The 26336-nt window shown below is 34.4% G+C and carries 26 protein-coding genes and 1 other annotated feature (1 of these 27 running past the window's edge); of the genes, 12 read left to right on the top strand and 14 right to left on the bottom strand.

Annotation, left to right across the window (positions count from 1 at the left end; all coding sequences use genetic code 11):
* Positions 1–163: a binding site (T-box leader), on the bottom strand (it extends 96 nt beyond the left edge of the window).
* A gap of 43 nt (positions 164–206) precedes the next feature.
* Entirely contained in the window at positions 207–1751 is a 1545-nt protein-coding gene (locus AAIE21_RS07595; protein WP_343266199.1) for a bifunctional metallophosphatase/5'-nucleotidase, read from the bottom strand.
* 331 nt (positions 1752–2082) lie between these two features.
* Here AAIE21_RS07595 and AAIE21_RS07590 point away from each other — a divergent pair, with 331 nt between their 5' ends.
* On the top strand, positions 2083–2292 hold the full coding sequence (locus AAIE21_RS07590; RefSeq protein WP_343266476.1) for a hypothetical protein: 210 nt from the start codon (positions 2083–2085) through the stop codon (positions 2290–2292).
* A gap of 16 nt (positions 2293–2308) precedes the next feature.
* On the opposite strand, the gene AAIE21_RS07585 is transcribed toward AAIE21_RS07590, so the two are convergent.
* Positions 2309–3100 carry a class I SAM-dependent methyltransferase gene (locus AAIE21_RS07585; RefSeq protein ID WP_343266198.1) on the bottom strand — a complete coding sequence of 264 codons (792 nt, stop codon included), beginning with the start codon at positions 3098–3100 and terminating at the stop codon, positions 2309–2311.
* A 111-nt stretch (positions 3101–3211) separates the two neighbouring features.
* Here AAIE21_RS07585 and AAIE21_RS07580 point away from each other — a divergent pair, with 111 nt between their 5' ends.
* Positions 3212–4063, top strand: a complete 852-nt coding sequence (locus AAIE21_RS07580; protein ID WP_343266197.1) for a YhfM domain-containing protein — start codon at positions 3212–3214, stop codon at positions 4061–4063.
* A gap of 53 nt (positions 4064–4116) precedes the next feature.
* Here the strand turns inward: AAIE21_RS07580 and AAIE21_RS07575 are convergent, their stop codons facing one another.
* Positions 4117–4314 (bottom strand): hypothetical protein, encoded by a 198-nt coding sequence (locus tag AAIE21_RS07575; RefSeq protein WP_343266196.1) that lies wholly within the window; start codon positions 4312–4314, stop codon positions 4117–4119.
* A 116-nt stretch (positions 4315–4430) separates the two neighbouring features.
* Here AAIE21_RS07575 and AAIE21_RS07570 point away from each other — a divergent pair, with 116 nt between their 5' ends.
* From AAIE21_RS07570 to hmpA, 3 genes are all read left to right on the top strand, one after another.
* Complete coding sequence (locus tag AAIE21_RS07570) at positions 4431–5528, top strand: site-2 protease family protein (RefSeq protein WP_343266195.1); 1098 nt, start codon at positions 4431–4433, stop codon at positions 5526–5528.
* A gap of 287 nt (positions 5529–5815) precedes the next feature.
* A complete protein-coding gene (locus tag AAIE21_RS07565) occupies positions 5816–6331 on the top strand; it encodes a hypothetical protein (protein WP_343266194.1) in 516 nt (171 codons plus the stop codon).
* A gap of 219 nt (positions 6332–6550) precedes the next feature.
* On the top strand, positions 6551–7759 hold the full coding sequence (gene hmpA / locus AAIE21_RS07560; RefSeq protein WP_343266193.1) for an NO-inducible flavohemoprotein: 1209 nt from the start codon (positions 6551–6553) through the stop codon (positions 7757–7759).
* Between the two features lie 20 nt (positions 7760–7779).
* On the opposite strand, the gene AAIE21_RS07555 is transcribed toward hmpA, so the two are convergent.
* The gene (locus tag AAIE21_RS07555; protein ID WP_343266192.1) at positions 7780–8292 is read right to left on the bottom strand and encodes a Crp/Fnr family transcriptional regulator; all 513 of its coding nucleotides are present in this window, start codon (positions 8290–8292) and stop codon (positions 7780–7782) included.
* A 195-nt stretch (positions 8293–8487) separates the two neighbouring features.
* Here AAIE21_RS07555 and AAIE21_RS07550 point away from each other — a divergent pair, with 195 nt between their 5' ends.
* Positions 8488–8712, top strand: a complete 225-nt coding sequence (locus tag AAIE21_RS07550; RefSeq protein ID WP_000882912.1) for a hypothetical protein — start codon at positions 8488–8490, stop codon at positions 8710–8712.
* A gap of 290 nt (positions 8713–9002) precedes the next feature.
* On the opposite strand, the gene AAIE21_RS07545 is transcribed toward AAIE21_RS07550, so the two are convergent.
* The 3 genes from AAIE21_RS07545 to AAIE21_RS07535 all read right to left on the bottom strand — a co-directional run bounded on the left by AAIE21_RS07545 (position 9003) and on the right by AAIE21_RS07535 (position 11551).
* Positions 9003–9803 carry a sulfite exporter TauE/SafE family protein gene (locus AAIE21_RS07545; protein WP_343266191.1) on the bottom strand — a complete coding sequence of 267 codons (801 nt, stop codon included), beginning with the start codon at positions 9801–9803 and terminating at the stop codon, positions 9003–9005.
* A 117-nt stretch (positions 9804–9920) separates the two neighbouring features.
* Complete coding sequence (locus tag AAIE21_RS07540; RefSeq protein ID WP_343266190.1) at positions 9921–10919, bottom strand: inorganic phosphate transporter; 999 nt, start codon at positions 10917–10919, stop codon at positions 9921–9923.
* Between the two features lie 11 nt (positions 10920–10930).
* Positions 10931–11551 carry a DUF47 domain-containing protein gene (locus AAIE21_RS07535; protein ID WP_000231447.1) on the bottom strand — a complete coding sequence of 207 codons (621 nt, stop codon included), beginning with the start codon at positions 11549–11551 and terminating at the stop codon, positions 10931–10933.
* 313 nt (positions 11552–11864) lie between these two features.
* On the opposite strand from AAIE21_RS07535, the gene AAIE21_RS07530 reads away from it, so the two are divergent.
* A complete protein-coding gene (locus AAIE21_RS07530) occupies positions 11865–13904 on the top strand; it encodes a transglycosylase domain-containing protein (RefSeq protein ID WP_343266189.1) in 2040 nt (679 codons plus the stop codon).
* A gap of 100 nt (positions 13905–14004) precedes the next feature.
* On the opposite strand, the gene AAIE21_RS07525 is transcribed toward AAIE21_RS07530, so the two are convergent.
* A complete protein-coding gene (locus AAIE21_RS07525) occupies positions 14005–14439 on the bottom strand; it encodes a hypothetical protein (RefSeq protein ID WP_343266188.1) in 435 nt (144 codons plus the stop codon).
* Positions 14440–14812: 373 nt separating this feature from the next.
* Here AAIE21_RS07525 and AAIE21_RS07520 point away from each other — a divergent pair, with 373 nt between their 5' ends.
* A complete protein-coding gene (locus tag AAIE21_RS07520; protein WP_343266187.1) occupies positions 14813–15019 on the top strand; it encodes a hypothetical protein in 207 nt (68 codons plus the stop codon).
* A 59-nt stretch (positions 15020–15078) separates the two neighbouring features.
* Here AAIE21_RS07520 and AAIE21_RS07515 read toward each other — a convergent pair whose 3' ends face one another.
* Complete coding sequence (locus AAIE21_RS07515) at positions 15079–16332, bottom strand: ATP-binding protein (RefSeq protein ID WP_343266186.1); 1254 nt, start codon at positions 16330–16332, stop codon at positions 15079–15081.
* A 157-nt stretch (positions 16333–16489) separates the two neighbouring features.
* On the opposite strand from AAIE21_RS07515, the gene AAIE21_RS07510 reads away from it, so the two are divergent.
* A complete protein-coding gene (locus AAIE21_RS07510; protein ID WP_343266185.1) occupies positions 16490–17335 on the top strand; it encodes a DUF72 domain-containing protein in 846 nt (281 codons plus the stop codon).
* 365 nt (positions 17336–17700) lie between these two features.
* On the opposite strand, the gene AAIE21_RS07505 is transcribed toward AAIE21_RS07510, so the two are convergent.
* From AAIE21_RS07505 to deoD, 4 genes are all read right to left on the bottom strand, one after another.
* Positions 17701–17895 carry a DUF3924 family protein gene (locus AAIE21_RS07505; RefSeq protein WP_336451737.1) on the bottom strand — a complete coding sequence of 65 codons (195 nt, stop codon included), beginning with the start codon at positions 17893–17895 and terminating at the stop codon, positions 17701–17703.
* Positions 17896–18027: 132 nt separating this feature from the next.
* On the bottom strand, positions 18028–18558 hold the full coding sequence (locus tag AAIE21_RS07500) for a tyrosine-type recombinase/integrase (protein ID WP_343266184.1): 531 nt from the start codon (positions 18556–18558) through the stop codon (positions 18028–18030).
* A 107-nt stretch (positions 18559–18665) separates the two neighbouring features.
* Complete coding sequence (locus AAIE21_RS07495; RefSeq protein WP_343266183.1) at positions 18666–20480, bottom strand: sensor histidine kinase; 1815 nt, start codon at positions 20478–20480, stop codon at positions 18666–18668.
* A gap of 191 nt (positions 20481–20671) precedes the next feature.
* Positions 20672–21379 carry a purine-nucleoside phosphorylase gene (gene deoD / locus AAIE21_RS07490; protein WP_174099587.1) on the bottom strand — a complete coding sequence of 236 codons (708 nt, stop codon included), beginning with the start codon at positions 21377–21379 and terminating at the stop codon, positions 20672–20674.
* A gap of 278 nt (positions 21380–21657) precedes the next feature.
* On the opposite strand from deoD, the gene AAIE21_RS07485 reads away from it, so the two are divergent.
* A complete protein-coding gene (locus AAIE21_RS07485) occupies positions 21658–22449 on the top strand; it encodes a hypothetical protein (protein WP_343266475.1) in 792 nt (263 codons plus the stop codon).
* Between the two features lie 5 nt (positions 22450–22454).
* Here AAIE21_RS07485 and mprF read toward each other — a convergent pair whose 3' ends face one another.
* The gene (mprF, locus tag AAIE21_RS07480) at positions 22455–25031 is read right to left on the bottom strand and encodes a bifunctional lysylphosphatidylglycerol flippase/synthetase MprF (RefSeq protein ID WP_343266182.1); all 2577 of its coding nucleotides are present in this window, start codon (positions 25029–25031) and stop codon (positions 22455–22457) included.
* Positions 25032–25249: 218 nt separating this feature from the next.
* On the opposite strand from mprF, the gene AAIE21_RS07475 reads away from it, so the two are divergent.
* A complete protein-coding gene (locus AAIE21_RS07475; protein ID WP_343266181.1) occupies positions 25250–25639 on the top strand; it encodes a hypothetical protein in 390 nt (129 codons plus the stop codon).
* A 23-nt stretch (positions 25640–25662) separates the two neighbouring features.
* Positions 25663–26154 (top strand): YpuI family protein, encoded by a 492-nt coding sequence (locus AAIE21_RS07470; RefSeq protein WP_343266180.1) that lies wholly within the window; start codon positions 25663–25665, stop codon positions 26152–26154.
* Positions 26155–26336 lie beyond the last annotated feature (182 nt).

The following is a 26336-nucleotide window of genomic DNA, read 5'->3' as shown; positions in this document are numbered from 1 at the left end:
CGTGTTCCTTGTAACGGGGGACGACCGGTAAGAACTTACTACATCGTTCGGTTCTACTTCTCGGAGATGATTTTCGGTTACGCACTGAACATTGGCTTTCAGCAAAATGCCAACTCTCTGGGGAACAGCTTTATAACGTACTCGTTCTCGTCAATGAATTTTGTTCAAGTATTCTGACAGTATTTTCACATGTTTTATTCATAAAGTCAATAGATTTTTTGAATAAAATTTTGAGGGAATGTATCTATATGAGAAATAGAGCGAATATAATTTGCAAAAGCTTCTTGGTCTGACGGGCCTTCAGTGCGATTTCTTCCTCCTTTGAAAGTTGTAAATTTATCTCCCCCATTTGCTAAAAAAGAATTAACTACAACAGAGTATGTTTGATCGTCTTGCAAAGGTGTCCCGTTCTCTAATGAAATTGCTTGGATAACATTATTTTTCCAACTATAGCGAATGCCTGACACTTGTAGTATGCGAGTGTCGTCCTGCCATTGTTCTTGCAAAACCGTTCGAATTTCTTTTCCAGATAGCTCCATTTTAATTAATGGATTGCCAAATGGTTGTATGAGGAAAGTATCTTCCCATGTAATTTTTCCTTTTTGTAAATTATGCCGGATGCTTCCAGGGTTTACAAAAGCAATGTCTGCTTGCATAGTTTGACGCTGAGCTATCGCAAGAAAGGTTCCCAATTTTGATTCACCGTGTTCATTTTGATCCCGTGTTAACTCATATTCGGTTACTCCTAGTTGTTCATCTACTTTAGAGTGAATCTTTGAGGTGTAAGAATCTATCCGTTTTTTTATATGTAAATCAGGAGAAAGCGCATTTTGATAGACTGGGACAATTGTTGCCTCTTTCTTTGTAATATTTTTTGTTTGACGATTTAATGTAACAGTTACGTTTGAAAAGGCTTTTCCATATGAGTATGCTTGAACAAGTAGTTTTCCGTTTACATTTCCATTTATATAAGAGTGGCTATGCCCACCGAATATAATATCCACGTCAGTATCTAACTGATTTGCCAAATCAGCTAAAGCTCCGTTTGTGTTACCACCTGTTGTATTACCACCAAGGTGGGCAAGAATAACAAATGCATGAATACCTTTCTTTTGTAGTTGACGTACATGGGAGTTAATGGAAGAAGCTTCATCCAAAAAGAGGACAGAGGACATATTCGTATGCATCGTTAAAAATGGAGTATCTTTTGTAACGACGCCAATGAAGGCGATTGGAATACCATCAATCCATTTAATTGTATAGGGAGAGAAGAGTGGCTTTTTCGTGCTACTATCTAAAACATTGGCGCATACATAAGGAAATGAACTACCTGAAAATGAAAACGAATTTTTTTGTGTAGTGAGTTCACCACTAATTAGTTGTTGGAGAGCAATAGGACCTTTATCAAATTCATGGTTTCCTACTGTACCAACATCAAATTGAAGATAATTTAAAAATTCCATCGTTGGTTCATCATGAAACAGTGCTGAAATCGGAGGACTCCCGCCAATCATATCTCCTGTATGAACAAGTAAGGTGTTAGGGTTTTTATCGCGGTAGGATTGAATATAAGCGGCTATATAATCAGCGCGTCCTACAGCTTTACCGTGCAATATTGAAGTGGTATTTAATTGGCCGTGAAAATCATTGAGTCCAAGAATTTGCACGGATACGTCAGTAGGTAGAGAAGGAGAGAATAGAGAGGAAAAAATCAGTTGAATAAGAAAAGGAAGTAATAGAAAATAGTTCATATTAACACTCCTCTATTAAACTTATTTTAGGTTGTGGATTTTTATCCCGCTATTTGCGGACAGTAATATTTACATCTCAAAATTCAGCGGTTAGGTAGGTGATGAACTGTCCGTAAAAGCTCGATTGGTGAAGGTTGATTAAAGTTTCACTTTATTGTATGAGGAGTGAGAGAGAATCTTTTGTAAAAAGTACGTAAAAGTATAGAGGGAATGTAAAAATTTTTGAGAAATATGACAATTGAAGCGAGAAAAGCAGGAATCTTTTTTATCGATAGAGAATAATACTACAATCCACTTGCTGGAAAGAACAAACAAAAAAGAGGTGACGGAAATGCTTGCGATGGGTGTATTGTTTGGAATTATAGTAATTTGTGGTTTCATATGGTTATATTATTCGCGTTCGTTTAAACAAGCAGAAGTGTTACTCTTTCAAAAAGGTAGTTTGTTGGCAAGTCAATCTAGGTATTTAGTATGTTCAAAGTGTGGAAGTGCACAGGCCAGAAGTGGAGGATATCAAGAGTGTTGCAAAATTAGGTTATGAAGAAAGCCTCACAAAATCATGTGAGGCTTTCTTCAGATTTTGTGGCACTCCAAATGGTCCAGCGATCTTGTTCGATAATTGGAGCTATGTTGTGTAGCTCAGTATGAATATGATGTAGAAGCTGAGAAAGTTCATTATCCGTTAATTCGTATAGAATAGATCGGCCTGTTCGTGGTGATAAATCTTGTAGTAGTGCTCCAATGGAATCATGGATTTTTCGTATTTCCCACATTGTTTGAAGGGGAAGTGGGTGCATGCCGTTTTGTGCTATTAATTGCTGCACGTGCGTTGCTTTCGGTCTTCGTTTTTCCTCTATTTGAATGAGCTTCGGATAGATGGAGAAGAAATATCCACGAATATGTTCTGGGCTTCCGGGAATTGTACAATCTTCAATGGTGCGATCTTGAAGAATAAGCATTCCATCTTTCTTTAAGATACGTGAGGCCTCTTGCAAAAATTTCGGGATGTCTTGTAAATGATGGATAACAGCACGAGAAATCACAATATCAAAAGTTTCATTAGTAAACGGCATATGGTGGGCATCACCGTGAATGAATGAGATGTTTTGGAAGGAAGTGCAATTTTCTGCTGCTGCTTGCAACATTTTTTCGGAAAAATCGAAACCAACGACATTGCTAGCTCCCATAAGAGCTAGTTCTTTCGTATAAATACCACCACCGCAGCCAATATCGATTATGTTTTTATCGCGCATACCAATTATATTTTGAATCGTTTCACACCAAGAAAAATCTGCATCTCGTGTGGCGTAGGTGTACTTATTATTCGCATCATGAAAATTCATAGACATATGAAAACCTCCCTTCGTGTTTAGTATATCTCATTTCATCATACATAACGTTTTTATTTTATTTTCAACGATAATAAGCTTTTCTTATTATTCTACATAGGAGGATTCGGAGTGAGCAGAAAATGTTTGTTAATGCTATTTATTTTTTTATTAGTATCGTGTAGCCAAGTTGAACAAAAAAAGGAGAAAAAACAAGTAGAAGAGACGGTGAATTCTATGCAGGAAAGTATACAAGTAACAATTATGCAGAAAGGAAAGGTCGAAAAGGTTTTAAAGCAAGAGGAAGCAAAGAAAGTAGTGGATATTATGAATAAGGCTGAAAAACAACAAATAACAGGGAGTTTTGGAGAGCCAGAGTACGAAATTCAAATTGAGAACAACGGAAAGAAGAAAACATATCGTGCATGGTTAAGAGGAGAAGATCGGAAAGGTTGGTTACAAGATGAAAAAGGTACGTATATGCTTACAAAATCTGATACAGAACAACTTTTATCAATACTCCCACTTGCTCCTGAATCAACAAGTGATGATACAAAAGTGAATGTATTAACAGAAGTGACAAAAAAGGATTTGCAAATTACCGCTTTTCACATCAAAACAAATGAAAAAAACATAAATTATACAGTATTTTATACAATTTCGGATCCTTTATATAAAATACTGGAAAAAGAAACAGAGTACTATTTTCAGTTGACTTTTCCTGCTAAAGTACAACAAGTGATTGGAAAGAAAACAAGTGAAATAATGAAAGGTGAGAAGGTAAAAGAGGGGTATAAACAATATGAAGTGAGTATTGTTGTACCAATAGAGAATGCTTCAGTTTCTCAAATAAAAGCATTAGAAACTTACTACGATAATTATGATTTGCAAGTATTAAATCATAAAAAAGAAAAAGTAGGCGCATTTCAAAATATTATTCAAATTGTAAAAGATTATGGTGAAAAAATGAATTTGCAAAGATAGCGAAACTCTTTCCTAGGAAATGATAATAGAGTGGACCGAAGAGGTCCACTCTATTATTTTGTTTTTGTAGATGGCTCATTTAGTGATTTTCGTGTAATAAGGTAGGAAATCATAAGAGCAGAAAGAATAATAAGAATAATAAATAGATGCTTTGGTAAAAAATCTAATAGTAAGACATAGCCAACAGTATAAAAGATTAGTGACGAAGCTAAAAAGGAAAGGGTACTAATCATGAAAGATTGTAATGTCATTTCTTTTCTACCTCCTTTCGTTATTAGTTTTGGCTAAAATTGGATGGAATAAACATGATTTCCAATAAAAGAAAAAAATATGGCATAATAGTGAAAAAAAGAGGAAGGAGAGAGGTATGAAAAATAATACAAAAGGATTATGGGGAATTGTAGCTGCTGTAGGAATATTTCTGCTTTCTAAGTTGAAATGGGTATTTGCGATTTTTAAATTCGCAAAATTTTCAACAGTATTTAGTATGCTATTATCACTTGGAGCATATGCCGTTATATATGGATGGAAATTTGGGGTAGCACTGATTTATCTGCTGTTTGTTCATGAAATGGGACATTTGTGGGCAGCGAAACGAAAAGGGATACCTACGTCTCCAGCGATCTTTATTCCATTTATGGGCGCTCTTATTGGAATGAAAGAGATGCCAAAAAGCGCAAAGGATGAAGCTTACTTTGCTTATATGGGGCCTCTTTTTGGTTTGTTATCATTTTTACCAGCAATTCCACTCTATATGATAACAAAGGAACCGTTTTGGGCTCTTGTTATTTTACTTGGAAGTATGCTGAACTTTTTTAACTTGATTCCAGTTTCTCCGCTAGACGGGGGACGAATTATTTCTGTTGTAAGTACAAAAATTTGGATGTTAGGTCTAGCTGTATTACTTGGATATTCTATTTTCTTTAAGAGTATTATGGGGGGATTCATCTTTATAATTGGTTGTATGGAGCTGTATAGGGTAATAAAGCGCAATAAACCAATTGAAGAATTGGGATATAAAGTAGATATGATGAAAGCCTACCTTGTCAAATTTCAAGAAGAATTCCAAGAAACAGAAGCTGTTCACCGAACAATCTATATGATTCATCATGAAATGAATCTATTAAAGCAAAAAGAAAAAGAGAAGCAGTTAGAAATAGGAGAGCGTCAAAAAATTGAAGTGTTTGGATATATACTACCCAAATTTGAACCGTTTGACTATGTACCATATGAAGATGAAAAAGAAGAATATTTCATTCGTATAAGAGAAGCTTTAGAAGTCTCAGAAAGAAAAATGAACGAATGGGAAAAAGAAAAGAAACAACAAGAAGACTATTATAAAGTAGATGCTAAAACAAGGTGGACAGTATTTGCTTGTTATATTGGTTTACTTGCAATACTTGGTTACACTGCTTATGAAGGGTATGCAGTTTTACAAGAGCATTTGCCGCAGCGAAATATGTAGAAAAACAGTGTCGAAATGATGAGAAGTATTTATACAGGAATTCTTTTTCAACAAGAGAATGTTACAAATATAACAATATATAAGTACAAATTGAAAAATGGAAGTAAAACCTTATTTTTAGGTGGAAGAGAGCATCCGTCCATGCGTAGAAGCTGCTAGATCATTTTTCGGCCCTATGCCGAGTTAAAACAAAAAGAGACAACGGATGTAAATCATCTTTTATTTTTCATAGCAAGGGTTTATATAGAAATAAATGTAGCATTCATGGTAGAAAAGGAGTTTGGTATATGAAGAGAGTGTGGGCGATACTTGGAATTGTTATTGTAATGGGCATTACAAGCTATAGTTTAATGAGAGTATTGTTGCATTATGCGAGTAAACCTGTTGGAGTATCTGCACTGCCGCAAGTAGAAGATGTGAAAGAAAAGAAAAAAGTATTACAATTCATTCGCACGACACATGAAGATTATAATAATCTCTTAAATTATGGAAAAGCTGAGAGGTATACGGAAGGGGATTGGAATCATCTAATGCAGTGGTTTCAAAAGCAAGAACCGTCTTTAAAAGATATACATACAGAAATAAAAGATGAGAAGATAAAGCGGGATGTAAGGAGAAGCTATGAGATATTGAAAAAGGGCATAGAAGTTCAGAAGATTGAATATGTAGTTTATGCTCATCGTGTTTATCACGACTTGGATATTTTAGTAAACCAATATACGGGTGAAACAAATATATGGGGGTATACAGAGTTTGGAAATGGAAAAGATGTAAAAGTGATTGAACAAATTTTACAAACTTAGTAATAAGCTAGCTAAGATATTGGTTAGCTTATTTTCTTTTGGGAAAAATAGGAAAGTATATAAGGTGAACATTAAATTAGTGTACGTAATGAGAGTTACATTTAAATCGTTCATACATTTTTCACAAAAACACCATGTTTATAGTGATTAAAATCACAACCTTCCATTTTGGCTTCGTTTACAATAACAATATACAAGGAAATAGAGGAGTGGGATATAATGTTAAGTGAAAAAACAATTGAAATTGTAAAATCAACAGTACCATTGTTACAAGAAAAAGGTGTTGAAATTACGACGCGATTTTATCAAATTATGTTCTCAGAACATCCAGAGTTATTAAATATTTTTAACCATACGAACCAGAAAATAGGAAGACAGCAACAGGCGTTAGCAAGTGCAGTGTATGCAGCAGCAACGTATATTGATAATTTAGAAACTATTATTCCTGTTGTAAAACAAATTGGTCATAAACATAGAAGCTTAGGAATTAAAGCAGAACACTATCCAATTGTCGGAAAATGTTTACTACAAGCAATTAAAGAGGTTGCAGAAGCACCACAAGAAGTGTTAGATGCTTGGGGAGAAGCGTATGGTGTAATTGCGGATGCGTTTATTAGCATCGAAGCAGAAATGTATGAAGAAGCGGCAAAAAAAGAAGGCGGTTGGAAAGATTTCCGTAACTTTGTCGTTGTGAAAAAAGAGAAAGAAAGCGATGTGATTACATCGTTCTATTTAAAACCAGAAGAGGGAGAGGAGTTATCTTCATTCTTACCAGGTCAGTATGTAACGGTTCAAATAAATATAAACGGTGAAACGTATACACATAATCGTCAGTATAGTTTATCGGATGCTCCTGGAAAAGACTACTATCGTATTAGTGTAAAACGAGAAACAGCTGTAGAGACACCAGATGGAAAGGTATCTAATTATTTACACGATCATGTTCAAGAGGGAGATATTTTGCCGCTAAGTGCACCAGCAGGAGATTTTGTATTAAATATGGATTCCAATCTACCGGTTGTATTAATCAGTGGCGGTGTTGGTGTGACTCCGATGATGAGTATGTTAAATACATTAATTGAGCAGGCTCCAAATCGTAAGGTATACTTTATTCATGCAGCATTAAATAGCAACGTGCATGCGATGAAAGAGCACGTGCAGCAGATAGAGAAAGATTATGAACAAGTAGAAGCATACACTTGTTACTCTTCACCAACAGAACAAGATTTACAAGTGAAAAACTTTGATAAAGAAGGTTTTGTTGATTTAGATTGGTTACAATCGATTATTCCTACAAATGAAGCGGACTTTTATTTCTGCGGTCCGGTACCATTTATGAAGCATATTAATAAGGCTTTAGTAGAATGGGGAGTTTCGCCTGAACACATTCATTATGAATTTTTCGGACCGGCAGCAAGCTTAGCATAAGGCAAATAAAAAACGAGGTGTTAGTTCGCCTCGTTTTTTATTTGTTCTCGTAACAAACGATTTACTGTTTCACGGCGTACGCCGATAAGTTGTCCAATTTCTGTTTGTGTTAAGATCTCGTAGATGGGAATGCCATCTAAATACAGTGAGAACCACTCTTGCAAACGATGGAGACGTTCTTTTGGAGAAACAGTTGTTAATTGATCGATTCGCTGCTGCATCATTCGTAATTTCGTTTGTAGCTGCAGGGCGATATCAGCATATAATTCCGGATTCTCTTGTAATTTTTCATACCACGCATTTCCCATAATAGGTTCGATCTCTGTTTTAATTAAAGCAATTGCTGTACCATGATACTCTTTCGGTGAAATTAAAGAATGGTGAGGGATTGTCTCACCGGGAACGATAATGTTAAATAAAAATGGTGTTCCGTCTTCTTGTAATCGAACGACTTTTAATAGCCCCGTTTTAATAAAGTACAAAGGCCCTTCTTCACCTTGACGAAATAATATATCCCCTTTATGTAGAATCAATGTTAGCACCTCATTTAAGCGTTCCTATTTGTTCATATTATCTGATATATGTGTGTTTGTCTTAAAAGTATACATATTAAAGAAGAAAAGTTTACCCAATAGCAATTTTGTTGACGAAATGTATGCTATTACAGTAGTATACTATTTAGTGTGTAATAGTGCTAGCAATGAATACGCTGTAGGGGGTTTAGTATATTGTTAGATGCGAAGATGACTGATATGAGGATTCCAGCTAATGCGGTCATACATGTGGAAGAGATGAAGGGTGGAGTCGTTCTATCAGTTGAAATAGATGGTCAAATTATTTATACGATGGCTTATGACGAAGAAACGGATAGCTACGCTGAATTGTATGATAGAAATGATAAGCGAGCACGTCAAGTACATGAAGATTTTATGGGGTGGTCACTCCTTCATTAGAAAGATGTCAATATGACATCTTTTTTTGTTGAATCGATAGATTATACAAATTCATGTAATAAATGGATGAGATTTGTAATAATTGCTTTTGCATTGTTAGCACTTTGTAACGGCAAAGTGTCTCTTTTTTCGCTATTATAGGGGTAACAGTCACAGCTATAGGAGTGATCAACTTGAATAAATTACATATTTCAAATTTAATGTTGTTGTGTGTGTGTGCAGTATTATGTGTCGTGTTGGGAACATTTTTATATTCTTGCGTATAAAAAACGCATTTTAAAAAGAACGCGTTATAGAAATGAAGTAATAATTAATCTAGTTCCAAGAATAATCAATGTAATACGCAATAAATTAATAATTGCATTACCGCTTAATTTTGTGTTAATGAAAGCTCCAATTTTTCCACCGATCCAAGCGCCTGGAATAAGAATCAATGCATAAATCCAGCTAACATTGCCAAGAGAAATATGAGTTAAAGAACTTACAATTGCTGATAAAAAGACAATAAACATGGAAGTTGCAACAGCAATTTGTGCAGGGAATGCAAAAAGAAGCATCATTGCTGGAACGAGTAATGCCCCGCCGCCAATTCCAAATAATCCAGATATGAAACCAACTACAAATGCGATAATAATTGAAAGAAACGGTGGAAATTGATAATGAACAGTATTACCTTCAGCATCTGTGAAAGATCGCTTAATAACAGTTGCATTTGAGAGGGAAAGAGGTTTCAATTTATCACGCAACAAGAGAAGAATTGAGACAAAAATAAGGAAAATTCCAAAGTATAAAGAGAAAGAATCCTGATTCAAAAATTTGTTTGCCCACGATCCAATAATACCTCCAGGACCGCTCCCTATAAATAAAATAAGTCCACTTTTATAATCTACTCGCTTATGTTTCATATAAGTAAGAGTAGAGGAGAGACCGGTGAAAACTACGGTCACAATTGATGTTCCAACTGCGAGTTGTGGTGATAAACTATGCAGTCCAATCAGTAAAGGTACAATGATAATTCCCCCGCCAAGTCCTACTAGGCTTCCGACTGTTCCTGCGATTAATCCAATAAAAAGTAACATGATGTATTCCAAAATTGTCAACTCCTCTGTATAACTAATACAACATTCATTATACACACTTTTTGAAGAGAAATAGGATTGTTCACAAAAAAGTCGTCTTCCTAGAAAAATAAGGAAGACGACTTTTGATTAGAAAATTAAATGTAATAGGTAATAAAATAAAGCAGCTAATGAAGCTGAGATTGGAAGGGTAATCACCCATGTAATTAACATGCGCTTTGCAGTTCCCCATTTTACACCTTTCACACGGTGAGAAGCACCAACCCCTAAAATAGAAGAAGAGATAACGTGCGTTGTACTAACCGGTAAGTGAATGAATGTTGCACCGAAAATAACAAGTGATGATGATAAATCGGCAGCTACACCATTTACAGGACGAATTTTCATAATTTGTCCACCGACAGTTTTAATAATTTTCCATCCACCGACAGAAGTACCAAGCCCCATTGCGATCGCACAAGATAATTGTACCCAGAACGGGATATCGCTAGAAGTATGATAGTTATTTGCCATAAGAGCCATCGTAATGATTCCCATTGCTTTTTGTGCATCATTCGTACCATGTGTATAAGCTTGTAATGCTGCAGTAAAAATCTGGAATATACGGAAGTTTTTGTTCGTTTTCGTTAAGTTAAAGTTTTTAAAGACTACTTTAAAAATACTGTATACGATATAACCAATAACAAAAGCGACGATTGGTGAAATGATTAAAGCTTCAAGAATTTTTAAGAACCCTTTAAAATTTAACGAGCTAAAACCAGCAGCAGCAATTGCTGCACCTGCGATTGAGCCAATGATTGCATGCGAAGAACTACTTGGAATACCATAGTACCAAGTGAGCAAATTCCAAGCTATTGCCGCAAGCAAAGCAGCTAAAATTACAAGAGAACCATTTGGTAAGGAAAATGGGTCAACGATATCTTTTGTAATCGTTTTTGCTACACCTGTAAATGTCATTGCACCTAAAAAGTTCATAATAGCTGCCATAATAATTGCATGTCTAGGCTTTAGAGCTTTCGTCGAAACAGCTGTTGCAATAGCGTTTGCTGTATCGTGAAATCCATTGATAAAGTCAAAAGCTAAAGCGCAAATGACTACTAAAACAGTCAATATCAAGAGTGTATCCATGATCAAACTCCTTACGCGTTCTTCATAATAATTGTTTCTAATACGTTTGCAACGCTTTGACAGCTATCAGCTACTTCTTCAAGCTCTTCGTAAATCTCTTTAAATTGAATAATTTTAATCGGATCTTTTTCACGAGAGAATAAGTGCTTAATCGCATGACGACGAATATCATCACATTGTGACTCGTAATCCTTAATTTTAATTGCATTTGTACGAATGTCGACTAATTTTTTGTTAGACATTAGTTCAACAGAGTTTGCAATTTCAATCGCACATTGATTAATTGCTTCTACGAATTTAATCATGTATTCATCAGCTTCTGTAATAGAATACATTTCGAATAGACCAGCACTGTGATCTAATCCGTCTAATACATCATCCATGCTCATTGCAAGTTGCAGGATGTCTTCACGTTCAATAGGAGTAATAAACGCCTTGTTTAGCTCCATAATGATTTCGTGAATAAATGAGTCACCTTTTGACTCATATTCTTTCATGCGCATAGAAAACTCTTTTAAATCGCTAGCATTTTTAATTTTATACTCCACGAAAAATTGCGCGCCTTCTTTTAAATTTTCAGAAACATTCATTAACATTTCAGAAAATTTATCTTTTTTAGATTTAAAGACCATTATTGTTACCCCCACGATAAAGTAATATATGTAAAATATATTGGCTAGTCAATTCTAACAAAAAACTGTCGTTTTTTAAAACATTTTATCGAAAAGTTTACAAAAACTTAACATAATACATATTGATGCATTAATAATATTAATAACAACTAATGAATATCTTACTTGTAGAATGTCCTTTTCTTGTAAAAAGTATGAATGTAAAAGAAATACTTTACACTTGACGAACTATTACGTTATTATAATAAATTTAAAAGGAGGGAGTTTCTTCCTTTTTAAAACGAAAGTGTAAATAAATGAAGGAAGTGAATAAATGAAATTGAACAACACTCATTTCAAGAAAATGCTTGAGTGGTTCAACAAGAGGAAGAAATTGCGCAATACATTATATATTCTTGGCGTTTTTTTCGTTACTCTATTTATTGCAGTAAATATAATGATCTCCATTCAAGACATATCTGCATTAAAACAGGCTGTTCCGCAGCCGACACTTATTTATGATGCAAATAAGGAAGTGGCAGCGAAGCTATCTTCTTCCAAGACGGAAGGAATTAAAAGAAAAGATATTCCTGATATTATGATTCAATCAATTGTAGCAGTAGAGGATAAGAAATTCTTTAATCACCATGGTATATACTATAGTGGGATTATGAGTGCAATAGTAAAGAACATTACGGCTGGAGAAGTGGTGGCTGGGGGGAGCACCATTACACAACAGCTTGCTAAAAATGTGTTTTTAACGCAAGAACGGACATTCTCGCGCAAATTTAAAGAGTATTTTCTTACAAAAAAAATAGAGCGTACGTATACAAAAAATGAAATTATTGAAATGTATATGAATCAAATTTATTTTGGTGAAGGAGCTTGGGGTGTAAAAAAAGCGGCTAAATCATATTTCGATAAAGAAGTAAAGGATTTAACAATAGCAGAAGCGGCGACAATAGCAGGATTAATTAAGGCACCATCAACCTATTCACCATATAAAAATTTTAATAAGTCAATTGAAAGGCGTAATGTTGTTTTAGCATTAATGAAAGAGCAGGGATATATTACAGAAAATCAATACAAGAAAGAGAAAGAAACAGGCCTTGCATTACGCCGAGGTGTTGATGATAAATACAAAGGAAAATATTCACAGTATGTAGATTATATTGTCCGAGAGGCAATGGAGAAATATGAATTGACACAAAATGAAATTTTAGCTGGTGGATATCGTATTTATACAGAACTTGATCCAAAAAAGCAACAAGCGGTAGAAGATGTTGTAAATAATGATAAGTATTTCCAAGGTAGTAATGCTGATCAGCTTATGCAAACAGGAATTGTTTTGATGGACCCGAAAACCGGTGGTGTACCCGCACTAGTCGGCGGGAGGGGGACGTATCAATTCCTACAATTTAATCATGCGACGCAGTTAAAAAGACAACCAGGTTCAACATTAAAACCTCTTGCAGTATATGTACCAGCATTAGAGCAAGGTTATGAAGTATATGATGTTTTAAAAGATGAGCCACTTAATATAAAGGATTATACGCCTCAAAATAGTGACCATACTTTTCATGGGGATGTTACCATGTATGAAGCAGTTGCAAGGTCTTATAACGTCTCAGCTGTTTGGCTGTTAGAACAAATTGGATTAGAAAAAGGTTTGAAGTCATTAGAGCGTTTCGGTATTCCCTTGCAGGAGGAAGACCGCACTCTTCCTATTGCTCTAGGAGGAATGCATAATGGAACTTCTCCATTTGTAATGGCTCAGGCTTATGCAACATTGGCGAATGATGGCGTACAAATTGAAGGACATGCAATCCGTGAAATACAGAATGCTGAGGGAGAAATTGTAGGGAAATGGTATAAAAAAGAAACCCGTGTAACGAGTGAGAAGGTTGCTCAAAAAATGACGTATTTATTAAAAGGCGTTGTTGAAAAAGGAACGGGCGAAAAAGCAAAGGTGAAAAATATTGATACTGCTGGTAAAACAGGAACCACTCAGCTTATAGATGGTCCAAGCAGTGGAGCGAAAGACTCATGGTTTGTGGGCTATACTCCGGATCTTGTTGGCGCAATTTGGGTAGGATATGATAAAACCGATAGTGAACATTATGTTCCAGGTGGTAGTCAAATTACAACGACAATGTTTCGAGATATTATGAAACAGGCTGCTGGGAATTCCGCTCAAAAAGCATTTCAGTTGTCACTTATCTCAGAGGCTGACTATTCAAAACAATTAAAGACAATTGAAGAAGAAAAAAGAAGAAAAGAAGAAGAGAAAAAGCGTCAAGAAGAAGAAAAACTGAGAAGAGAACAACAGAAAGAATGGATTGATAAAGTAAAAGAGTGGATTCCATTTTTGTAAAAATAAAAAGTAGCGAATAATTATGAGGCCACTGAAAAACGTAAGTTTTTCAGTGGCCTCGATTTTTTATGAAGTGAAACTTTTTTCAACAGGTGTAGTACTATCCATTGAGACGAACGATTGTATTGGAATGAGATTGTGAATTGTAAATAATCGAGATTGTTCCTTTACTGAGTGGCTCATAGGGTAGGTCTTCTTCGTACCTTCCAGTATTTTTATTGTGAATCGATAATATGATTTCATCGATTTTCTGGTTCTTATATTGTTCCTTAATTTTTTTTGCAATCCGATCCAGATCATGATGCGAAGAAGCTTCTGTAATCATCATTCCTTTGATAACTCTTTTTTCTTTAGATGAGGAAGATGATTGGGGTACTGTATTTGGTGTTGCATATAGCAGTTTATATGGTGCTATAGTACTGTTTTCTGCTGCTTTTGATGTGGTAGTGTATTCTAAAGTTAAAAATAGTCCTGAACATAAAATTATGCATGACATAAGGGCGATCCAAAAGCGTATTGGCAATAAGACTTTCATTTTCATCCCTCTTTCATATCATTGTCTTCATTATCTATCATACAAAATAAGCATTAAGCTAGAGTAAATTTGAAGTAAAGAAACGTAAAGAAGGAGATTAAGTATTTCACATATAGACAGATTGAAAAACCGAGATAAAACCTTTCCTTTTAGGTGGGAGAGAGTATCCGTCCATGCATAGAAGCGGTCAGTTCCTTTTTTAGCCCCATGCCGTGTGAAACCAAAAGGAGAAAACGAGTGGGAATCTCTTTTTATTTTTATAGCCGTGACGTATATGTCGGAAAATCAAAATGAATATATATAATGGATAGTCGCTAGTTATTTCTTACTGTGTATACTGAGTTTGGAATAGAGAAGGAGACATTGTTTAAGTGTGCGTTTACAGTTAGAGTGGTTATATCGATATGTTGAAAGAAATGAAACAGTTGAAGAGACATCGAACTTAATGAAGTTGTATGGTATTTCCCGTGAAAGAGGAAAAGGAATTGTAATACATGTTAGTGAGGGGAATAGATTAGTGAAAAATTTAGGCCCTGTGCTGGAAGTTAAGGAATCGTATATTTTGAATGTATTTACTTAATTATATCAGTGGGGCTTCGTCCCCACTGATGGAAGTTTCACTTTATTTTTAGGAAAATACTATAAGCCCGCCCTTTTTTGTGTTAATGGAATGGAGATGATAAATGTTGTACCATTTTCATTACTAGAAACCTTTAAAGTTCCATTGTGATTTTGAATGATTTTTCTTGTTACGGATAATCCCAGTCCGGTTCCTGCGTCTTTTGTAGAAAAGAATGGATCAAATATATATTCTTGGATTGCTGGAGGAATACCGGTTCCATTGTCTCTAAAAGTAATGCGAGCAAAATTATCTAAGCGATGACTAGTGATTTGAATGGATAAAGGTTTATCACTTTTTGCATCCACAGCATTTTGAAATAAGTTTAGGAAAACTTGAACGAGCTCATGTCGATCAATATTTACTAATATGTCTTCTAAATCGGAGGATAAATTATATTCAATAGAAATGTTATGCAAAAATACTTCACTAGCTAGTAGCTGTTGAATATATTCACGTAAAAAAGTATTGATGGGAAATGGCTCTCTTTTAAATTTGTGTGCTTTGGAAATAGATAAAAATTTAGTGATGATACTATTTGCACGATCTAATTCAGGAATGAGCAGATTTTGAAAAAGTTCTTTATTAGAAGGTGAAATACTTTCTTGTAAAAATTGTAAATAACCGCGTACTGTTGTAAGTGGATTACGAACTTCATGTGCAATTCCAGCTGCAATTCGACCAGCTAATGCAAGTTTTTCAGCATCACGCTCAGTATTTAAATAGTGAAAGACGCTAATCACACGGAAAATCTCTCCATTATAATCACGAATAATGCGATTGTTAAAAATACCATAGTTTACGTCTAATATTTCTTCATTGTAGATTTCTTGTCCGCTTCGTAATGTTTCTAAAGCTTTAATTTTTTCTTCTGGTAAGTTTAATAATTTTTGGATTGGTTTACCTATCATATCATTTCGTACTACGTCAAGATCATCTGCGGCAGATTGGTTGCATAATGTAATGATACCGTTATTGTCAATGAAAGTGACATGATGTGAAAATGCATCAAAAATATGGACAAAGTGCTTTTCAAGTTGCTCAAATAGAAATAAGGAATCACAAGTTAGTACAAAGTTTGATTCTATATCTTTTTTTGGTATGTGATTAATGGAATGAGAAGTCCCTTTTTTATGTAACTGTAAACCTAGTTGTGAGTTTTCGTATGTAAAATGGTGTGGTAATTGATTTACCAACTGTTCATAAAACTGTACTTTTTTTTCTAATTCTTTTATTTGCTTTTCATGAGATAAAGTAGTATCCTCTTGAATCATAAATAACTCCTCAATTTAAAAATTCTTCCATCTAGTATATCATATTTTATAAAGATGCTCTTGAAGAAAATTGAAACTTTGTTCAGTAGGCTGAAGTGTTTGTTTTCTTTAATTAGGTGTGTGCTGATTAATAGAAATGGGATAAGGAGGGGTGAGGGTGATTTCTATTGGATTAACAGGATGGGGAGATCACGATTCTTTATATACAAATTCCTATGAGAATAGAAATAAATTGAGAACATATAGTGAGTATTTTCCTATTGTTGAAGTCGATAGTTCGTTTTATGCTATGCAACCAGTTCGAAATTATATGAAATGGGCTGGAGAAACGCCAAAAAATTTTTCGTTTGTTGTTAAAGCGTATCAAGGGATGACGGGACATATGCAAGGAGAGATTCCATTTTCAAATACTGATGAGATGTTTGAAACGTTTAAACAATCGATTGTTCCGCTTCAAGAAGCACATAAATTAAAGACGATATTATTCCAATATCCACCTTGGTTTGATTGTCAGAAGAAAAATGTAGATTTACTTCGTTATACAAAAGAAAAAATGAAAGGATTGCCGTGTGCCATAGAGTTTCGAAATCAAACGTGGTTTCATCCTAATATGCATGATAAAACATTACAATTTTTAGAACAAGAAAAATGGATTCATACGATTTGTGATGAACCACAGGCTGGAATTGGTTCTGTTCCACTTGTATTAGAAGCAACACATCCTGAAATGACAATGATACGTTTTCATGGTCGCAATATTCATGGATGGCTTGATAAAGGAGAAAATTGGCGAGCGGTTCGCTGTCTATATCGCTACAATAAAAAAGAGCTTGAAGAATGGGTGGAACGCTTAGGGGAATTACAGAAGAAGACAAAGAACATATATGTTTTATTTAACAATAATTCAGGTGGAGATGCTGCGGATAATGCAAAGCAACTCATGGAAATGATGAATATTACATATGGAGAACCAAAGCCGGAACAGCTTAATTTATTTGAATAAATATAAAGTGAAACTTTAATAGATCCTCCACTGATTATTAGCCATCATCAATTGAACTTTTACGGACAGTAGCAGGGTAAAAAGAAAAACACTGTACAAACAGGGGGAATGTACAGTGTTTTTCTATATGAAAAAGAGGGGTAACAATGTTACTGAGCGTTTGGTTGATTCATCAATTGTTGGCTTCATAATAAATGATAATGGTTATCATTATCATTGTCAATAGTTTTTCAGAAATAAAATAAAAAATATTTTATTGTGCATATGTAAATAAAAATAAGAGTCTAGGTAAGAAGTGAGAAAGTGAAGGTAATACATAATGAATTATGTACGAAGCAAGGGAAGAAATTGAAAAAGAACAGCTACTAGCGCTGTTCTTTCTCAATTACATATTGTTGTAAATCGAATGGAGTTATTTCTTGAATAAACTCTCTTGAGATAAGAGATTGAACGAGTGTGCTTTCTGAAATTGTAGTACCTGTTTTCTTTTGATAGGCTTGTTTTAACAATCCAAGTTTTTCTGCAGTTTCTTTTGGTAATTCAATTGTGAACGTGTTCATCATTTCTCCCCCTTATTACTAGAGTACCACTACAAAATAGGAGAAACAAGAAAAGAGAAAATGAAAGATAAAAAAGGTTACCAAGTTTAACGTTGGTAACCTTTTTTATGTATAAGAACCATGGTTGTTTTTTTATGCAATACCGATATATTTTAAAGTTTTTGATGGGGTGCTATGGTCAAAGAAGTGTTGTAAAAATGCAATGTCAACACCAGATTTGTATGCACAATATCCCCAAGTTTTGCGAAGTGTATGTGAGCTAATCCCTTCTAAACCAACTTCTTTTGCAGCTTTGTTTAAAATATACCATGCATGCTGTCTTGTAATGGATTTTGTTCCTTTTTGCGATTTCAATAAAGGTTCATTTCGTTTCCACGTTTTACGTTCTCTCATATAATCTTCGATTGCATGCTGTAAGTCTTCGTTTACAGCAAACCATTTATGTTTCTTTACTTTTTCATTGTAAAATAAAATGGAATGGCGAACATTTTCATTTTCGTCAATAACGTCACCGACTTTTAATTGTAAAATCTCACTTACTTTTAGACCAGAATTTACAGCTAATACGAATAGTAAGCCATCACGTTTCGAAGATTGTAAAAGTATATTTTTGATTGTTTCTAATTGTTTTTCGTTTTGAATAGGTTGTCCTGCTTGTTTCATTTCACGCACTCTCCTCTTATTTGTGTGTAAAGGAAAGGATTAACTTGGTTACTACTATAAAGGGGGAGTGTGAATTTCATGTGAACTCCTGGTGAAATTAAGACAAATTATTTGACTTCTTTTACTTTTTGTAAATCAAAATAAAAAACGACACTATCATTGGTATTGTATACACCATATTCGGCATGATGAAGTTCTAATATGTTTTTGACAATGGATAGACCGAGTCCAGTTCCGCCAGTATTACGGCTACGGGAAGCGTCTAGACGATAGAAACGATCCCAGATTTTTTGTAAACTTTCATCTGGAATTGGATTACCAGTGTTCTCAATTTCTACTTTTACCTTTTCTTCATTTTCGATGACGCGAATACGAATCTCTTTGCCGTCAGGTGTATAACGGATTGCATTGCTGAGTAAATTTACAACAACTTGTTCAATGCGGTTGCGATTCGCCTCAACATATATAGAAGGGTTTGCATCGATTTTTATTTGTAATTGTTTTTCTTCCATACTAAATAATAGCTTCGTATACACTTGTTGAACGAGTTCACCAAGTGAAAAAGTATTCATTTCTAGTTTATACGTGCCCGATTCTAGTTTTGCTAATTCTAGCATCTCAACAATGAGTCGATTCATGTTTTCTGTTTCTTCTAAAATAACATCGGTATAGTAAGTATTATCTTTGCTCACGCCATCTTTAATTCCCTCTGCAAAGCTTCTAATAACACTTAGTGGTGTTTTTAATTCATGAGATACGCCAGAAATAAATTCCTTTCTAGTTTTTTCTAATTGTCGTTCGCGTTCTATATCTTGTTGTAGTTTTGTATTTGCAATGTTTAATCGATCTATTCGGTCTTTTAAGTTTACTGATAATGTATTAATACTACTAGACAAACCACCAATTTCATCATCTGCTGAAATTGGTAACTTTTCAGTGAAATCAAAATTAGCCATTTTTTTTGTAACACGATTCATTTTAATAAGTGGTTTAACAATGATTTTTGAATAATAAAAGGATAATAAAATAATAACGAGAAATACGATAATTAAGGCATAAACGTAATAATCTTTTAAAACGAGCATTGCTTCATTAACAGGCTGTAAGGAGGTCATTGCGAAAGCAAATTCTTTAATCTCTCCTTTTTCAATAACTGGTTGCACAAAAATTTGACTTTTGACTTCATCGTCTCCACCTATTGTATAAGTAGTCAATTTGTTTGAATTTGTTTTACCAAGTATGACAGACAGCTCCCAATGCTGAACGCCTTGTAAAGTTTCCAAATTATTCGCAAGGCGAATGTCATTTTTTGATGGTAGGTGTATTTTAGATACAGTACCTTGAAATTTATGAATGCCAAGTTTTGCATCTTTTGTATACCTGTTTCTTTTTAAAGCGCCCCAATCGATATCAAATAATTTAAAGTCAGAAATGATATTATCATTTTGCCATGAATTATAGCGATTTGTTAGTGTAACAGGAATAATCACGTTTTTCTTTAAAATACCTTCTATGCGGAGAATATCATTCACCTTTAACTGTAGGTTCATAAATTTCGTGTATTCATCGTTTGTTAAAATGTTGTTGAGTGGAATTGAATATGTTTTATTTGATTCATCTACAATTTCAATATAGTAATTATTTTCATCTTTTATAATTCCATATGGATCTAATAAAACAACATCAGCGTTTGTTTTTTCGTGAAATTCTTGTTTAAGTTTTCTTATTTCCTCAAATGTTCTATCACTTTTTTCGTAACTGGATAAAAACTTTTCAAAAGCAGTTTGGACGGTTTGCACTTTTTTATTAATGTAAAATTTTTCTAAAAACAATGATTGCCCTAGGAAAAAAAGGAGGAAGGTAACGGTAAATAATGTTGATGTTAATAAAAATAGTTTAAAGACAATACTTCTTTTTTTCACTTCTTCACCTCACAACAGAGTGCTCGCATAAATATTTTCTTTATTATAACAAACGATAAAAGACAGTAGGGACTGAAAATCTGTCTCTATCTGGAGCAGTTTTTTATAAAAAGTCATATAGAGTAAATATTTAATTTAGAATAAGGTACTAAAAAAGAACTCGCCAGACGTATGACAAGTTCTTTTGTGTATTACTGTTGAATCGCAGCATCTAAAGCGATTTCAATCATTTCGTTGAACGTAGTTTGACGCTCTTCAGATGTTGTTTCTTCTCCAGTGAAAATGTGATCACTTACTGTTAATACAGATAATGCATTTACACCGTATTTCGCTGCTAATGTATAAAGTGCAGTTGTTTCCATTTCTACAGCTAATACACCGTACTCACCAAGTTTTTTCACCATGTCCATGCTCTCACGATAGAACACATCTGCTGTTAAAACATTACCAACACGAACGTGTAATCCCTTTTCTGTTCCAGCATCATATGCTTTCTTTAAAAGATCGAAGTTTGCTGATGGCGCAAAGTCAAATCCAGGGAATGTTAAACGGTTCATGTTAGAGTCTGTACAAGCCGTCATTGCGATAATTACGTCACGTACTTTTACATCTTTTTGAATCGCTCCACATGTACCTACGCGAATTAGATTTTTCACTCCATAGCTTTGGATTAATTCGTTAACATAAATAGAGATAGACGGAACACCCATGCCTGTACCTTGAACAGAGACACGTTTTCCTTTATAAGTTCCAGTGAACCCTAACATGCCACGTACGTTGTTATAGCAAGTTACATCCTCTAAAAATGTTTCTGCAATATATTTTGCACGTAGTGGATCGCCAGGTAGTAAAATAGATTCAGCAATTTCACCTTGTTTTGCTTCAATATGAACGCTCATAAAAATCCTCCTTATTATGTATAGATATAAATTAACATCATCTGCATTATACACTAGGAATCCTGCCAATTAAAATCTTTTTCTTGTTTGTAGTATATACAAGATACACTGTTTTCAGTAACTTGTTATTTGATTTCCGATTCAGGATTATTTTTTCTTTCAGTGAGCACTTTACTTTATTTCATAGAGGATTTTTATAAAAAAAATAGAATGAATTTTGTAACAATAATCTACTTACAGGCATAGTTGTACGAATTGTGTCACGACTTATAAAAAGTATGGCAGGTGATGATTTGAAAAATCTTGTCATTGGACTAGTTGCTTTACTACTTATTGTAGCTGGTGGATTCTACATGCAAAAGTTTAAAGGAACAACAGAAACAGCAGGGGATATTCGAGAAGTGAAATGGGAGATGAAAAATAGAATAGGAAATGAAAAAACAGATATTACATTTCAACTGTTTAATAAAAATAACAATGAGATTCGCGGAGTGAACGATCGTATTAGAGCAATTATTGTGGACGAGCAGTTAAAGGGAATTCAGCAAATCAACCCTGCATTCGCTGGAAATGGTTCTTATAAGCTAGCTGCAAGAGGAATGAAAGGTAAAGCTTATACGGTTTTCTTATATGAGGATCATGGTAAAACAGAACAGTCCTTTTCTAAGAAAAATTTTGGGGAAGAGGAAAAAGAGAAGAAACAAAAGAAACAAAAGAATTTAATAGAAGACACAGTGCTTACAAAAAAAATTGGCGATTACCAAATGTCGCTTTTATTTGGAACGTTACATCCAAATGAAGCAGCTACACTGACATTTCAATTGCAAATGAAAAAGGGGGAAAGTGTGAAGTTTAGCTCGGGCACTGGAGAACAGGGGGCACTTTATATAGTCGATGAAAAAAGAGAACATTTTTTATACGCAGTCCCTGTAAATGAAGAAGAGCAACTACAGTATCGTATTACCTTCCCAGAAGAAGGAATATATAAAATATGGGGTACATTTTATATAAACGGAAAAAAGTATGAAAAAGAGTTTATTCTCCAAGTTCAGAAACGAAAAAGCAGCTAATGATGCTAGCTGCTTTTTCGTTTTCCTATTAATTTTGTTACTGCAAGCATTGTAATTGGTAAGGAATGATTTTTTCGGAATGCTAAATATTTGCCGCTCCACGCAGGTTTATATTTTTCTTTAAAATGCCGTAAACCGCTAAAACTATACGTATAACGAACGTTATTGAAAATTGCTGCTGCGACGCGCTCGGACCAAAAGGATTGTGTAGATAAACCAACATTAGAGAGCGGAGCCATACCGATATTGAAAGAATGATAATCGTTTTCTTTTGCCCATTGGAATAAATGGATGAAAATCGCATCCATAATTCCACCAGATGCATCAGGGTAATAGCGCATTAAATCAACAGAAAGTTCACCAGCTTGGTAAACGGGCATAAAGGTTGTAAATGCGATGATTTTTCCTTCAGCATCAGATAAAGTCGCAATAGGGGCACGATTTATATAGTCACGATCAAAGTATCCAAGAGAAAAACTTTTTTCTTTTTTTCCTCCAAGCCAAGCATTTGAAACTTTTGTTAATTCCTCATATAACTCGTCTGAAAATGGTGGTTGATGAATGGAAAATGTATAACCTTCACGCTCAAAGCGGTTAAAAGTTGCACGTAATCCAGCACGTTTTTTACCTGATATAGTAAACGTATTTAAATCAACAACAGCCTCTTCACCAAGTTTAAAGAAGTTATAGCCAAAATCATGATATAAGCTCATCCATTTGCTTTCAATTTGATAGAAAACACAAATGTATCCGAAGCGATCTGCTTCAGCTAGAAATTCTTGTAGTACCATGCGGAAAGAAGACGGATCACCAATTGGATCACCGAGTATAACAAGACGTTTTCCTGTTGTTGAAAATAAAAGAAGTGCTTTTCCATCACTACTGAAGAAAAATTGTTTATCTCCTAAAAAACCTAAATGACTTAGTACATTTCCGCCATATTCATCTAAGAAGTTTTGCAAACGTTTATCGTTTGCTGGTTGCCCAGGAAATACACTACGGTAGCGATTTGCAATAAGGGAACCGATAAGTAAAAAGGTTGGGACAAAGAAAGCTGCTGCAAGGGCGCTACGTTTTACTTGTGTAATATTACGAACAACAAAATCTGGTTTAAAAGCTTCTTTTGCTCCAGCAAATAAAATACCTAGGTTTTTGTACAAATATAATGTTAGTAGTAAAAATATAAATACTTTGACTACATCAGAGAGTGATACTTCCATTTTCTCACGCACAAATCTTTTACGGAGCATATATAATACTGCCAGTACAATTAATAAAATAAAAGTCTCTTCAATATCAATTCCTTTTAATGTGTTAAAGATTGCTGCTCCAATTAAAGAAACAATCGTCATATAGTAGGAGCGTTTCGTTCCGTAATAAATCCCTCGTGATAGAATCAGAAGAAGGATACCAAAGGTTAAAGATAAACTAAAAGAAAATTGAATGAGATGTTTTGGAGCTAAAATATGTAACGCGTGAGCACGGTTTATGCTTGTTGGTAAAATGGTTGATAAGATAACCATTAAGCCAGCAAAAACGGTTAATGCAGCGGATGCCCATGATCCTAATTTCCCTAAAAAATCACGTTGCAATGTCCAAATGACACCTGTTGTTTCTAAAGCAGGTGCGATAAATGGCTTATCTTCAATCTTTTTCAGTGCAGCTCCTGTCATTTCAAAAGCTGCAAAAATTAAACCGAGGCAAAACGGTAAAATATAGTATACAAGGCGGTATAGTAACATAGCGGGTAGTAATACGCCTGTATCGATACCGTATTGTCCTAAACCAGTCAAAAAGACAAGATCAAATGAACCAAGACCACCTGGTACAAGACTAACAACGCCAGCTAAAGCCGCAATGACATAAACTCCTAAAAACTTCCGGAAATCAATCTCAATTCCAAATAATATTAAAATAACATACATGACGATACCGGCAGATAGCCATTCCACTAAAGAAACAAGGGAGTATAAAACGGTTGGGTTTTTCTCTTCCTCTTGTCCGTCTACGTTTTTTTGTTTTCGATTTTTAAGTTTAGAAAACCCGATATATATCGGTACAAAAAGAGCAAAGAAGACGAGTACAGGCCATAGCCAAGGTTTTTCATGCAGAATAAAACGTGTATCTAGTATTCCGATAAGACCGAGGAATGAGAGGAGGGCTAATCCGTTAATAAAGGCGGTCGTCATCCAAGCGATACTTTTGATAAGTTTACCATTCTCTTTTACGTGAGGCCGATATAACATTGTTCGTACGCCCGCTCCAACAAGGCCACCAAAGCCGAGAAATCCATTTAAAGTGTTGGCAGTCCATGAAACACGGAAAATCTTTTGAATAGGTACATCTGCTTTTAAATAACGGAGCATAACAAAGTCATAAAAGAACATTGTTGAAACAGCAAATGCACCGAGCGTAATAGCTAAAAAGACTCCTCCAGTTGGAATGTTTTTAATTGTTTCAATTGCTTCTCGAAATGAAATACCAGACAATTCTTTTCGAGCTTGAAAGAATACAATTGTCAAGACAACAAATGGGAAAATAATTTTTCCGATTTGTAAGAAACGTTTCCACGAAAACGACATAAATACAACTCTCCTTGCATAAGAAAACTGAGACAATATTCTTATTATGACAAACTTCATGAAAAATAAAAAGGTAAATTGCAGGATATAAAAGCTATTTTTTATATAAATATGGAAATATCATATATATTTTGATAAGAATTAATGAAGAATTAAAATTTTGTTTATTCAGAAAAATAAGTTAAAATAAAACAAAATAAGGAAGAGAGGTAAAGAGGATGGTTATAATAGGTTACGCAGGCTATGAGCTAGAAAAAGCACAACCTAATACGTCAGAAGATTTCTTTAATCGATCTGAAGTAACTTATATTTTGAATGAACAAGAAAAGACATTTTCTGTGTTATATGTCCGTTATTTTGAAGAAATTTTGCAAGAAATTACTCCGTTTGAAGGAAATCCAGTTTTTAAAATAGAAGAACAAGACATATATTTACGTGATATCGTTGCTCTAGCTTGTTTTGTTAAAAATAAAGAACTTCGTGGGCAAAAGCGTGTGTATATTAATGTAATAGAAGATTTTCAAAAATATTTTGATGATAAAACAGTGGTAAAAGTACAAAACATAATGGCTGAGTTACATAAAAATAAAAAAGTAGAAATAGCGTAAAATGGCAAAGGAGAGAAAAGGATATGTCTAATTCAATGGTTGAAAATCAAACGCATCAAATTTCGGGATTTTTAGAAGAGGTTATTACTTTAATGACTGATTTTGTAAATTATCATACATTACCTTCTTTATTAGAAGAGTCATCAGAAGGTAATAAGCATTATTATGAAGGTTTATTATCGGCATTAAGACGATTACTTGTATTTTGTGAAGAAGGGTTGGATGCGTGCCTTGTTTTATTGAGTAGTCAACCATTTCGAAAAGCGGCTGCTGAGAAAACATTATATAAAATCTATCATCAAGTAATTGCTGAATTCTTTTCACCAAAGAGTGATCAATGGTATGAAAATAGTCGCTCGGCATATACAGGAAAAAATTCCATTGCTTTTCAACAAGTACCACCTCGCTCAATTGAAAAAGTAATGCAAGAATTAGAAGGTAAGTTTCAAACAATGCGTGAGGAATTGGAATATTATGAAACGGACTATCAAACAAAGATGCTGCACAAGTATTAATATAAGATTGAGAGAAAACCATTTTTTTTAGGTGTGAGAGAGGATCCGGCCGTGGATAGAAGCGGTCAGATCCTTTTTCGGCCTCATGCGGCGTGAGAATAGAAGGAGAGAAAGAGTAGAGGGTTCTTTTTATGTTCACAGCCGTGATTTGAATGCATACAAATTGATATTCTGAAAGAACA

Source organism: Paenibacillus sp. 102 (genome assembly GCF_039549175.1).
Classification (GTDB): Bacteria; Bacillota; Bacilli; order Bacillales; family Bacillaceae_G; genus Bacillus_A.
The sequence above is the reverse complement of the archived record's forward strand: the minus strand, read 5'-3'. Positions and strand labels throughout refer to the sequence as shown.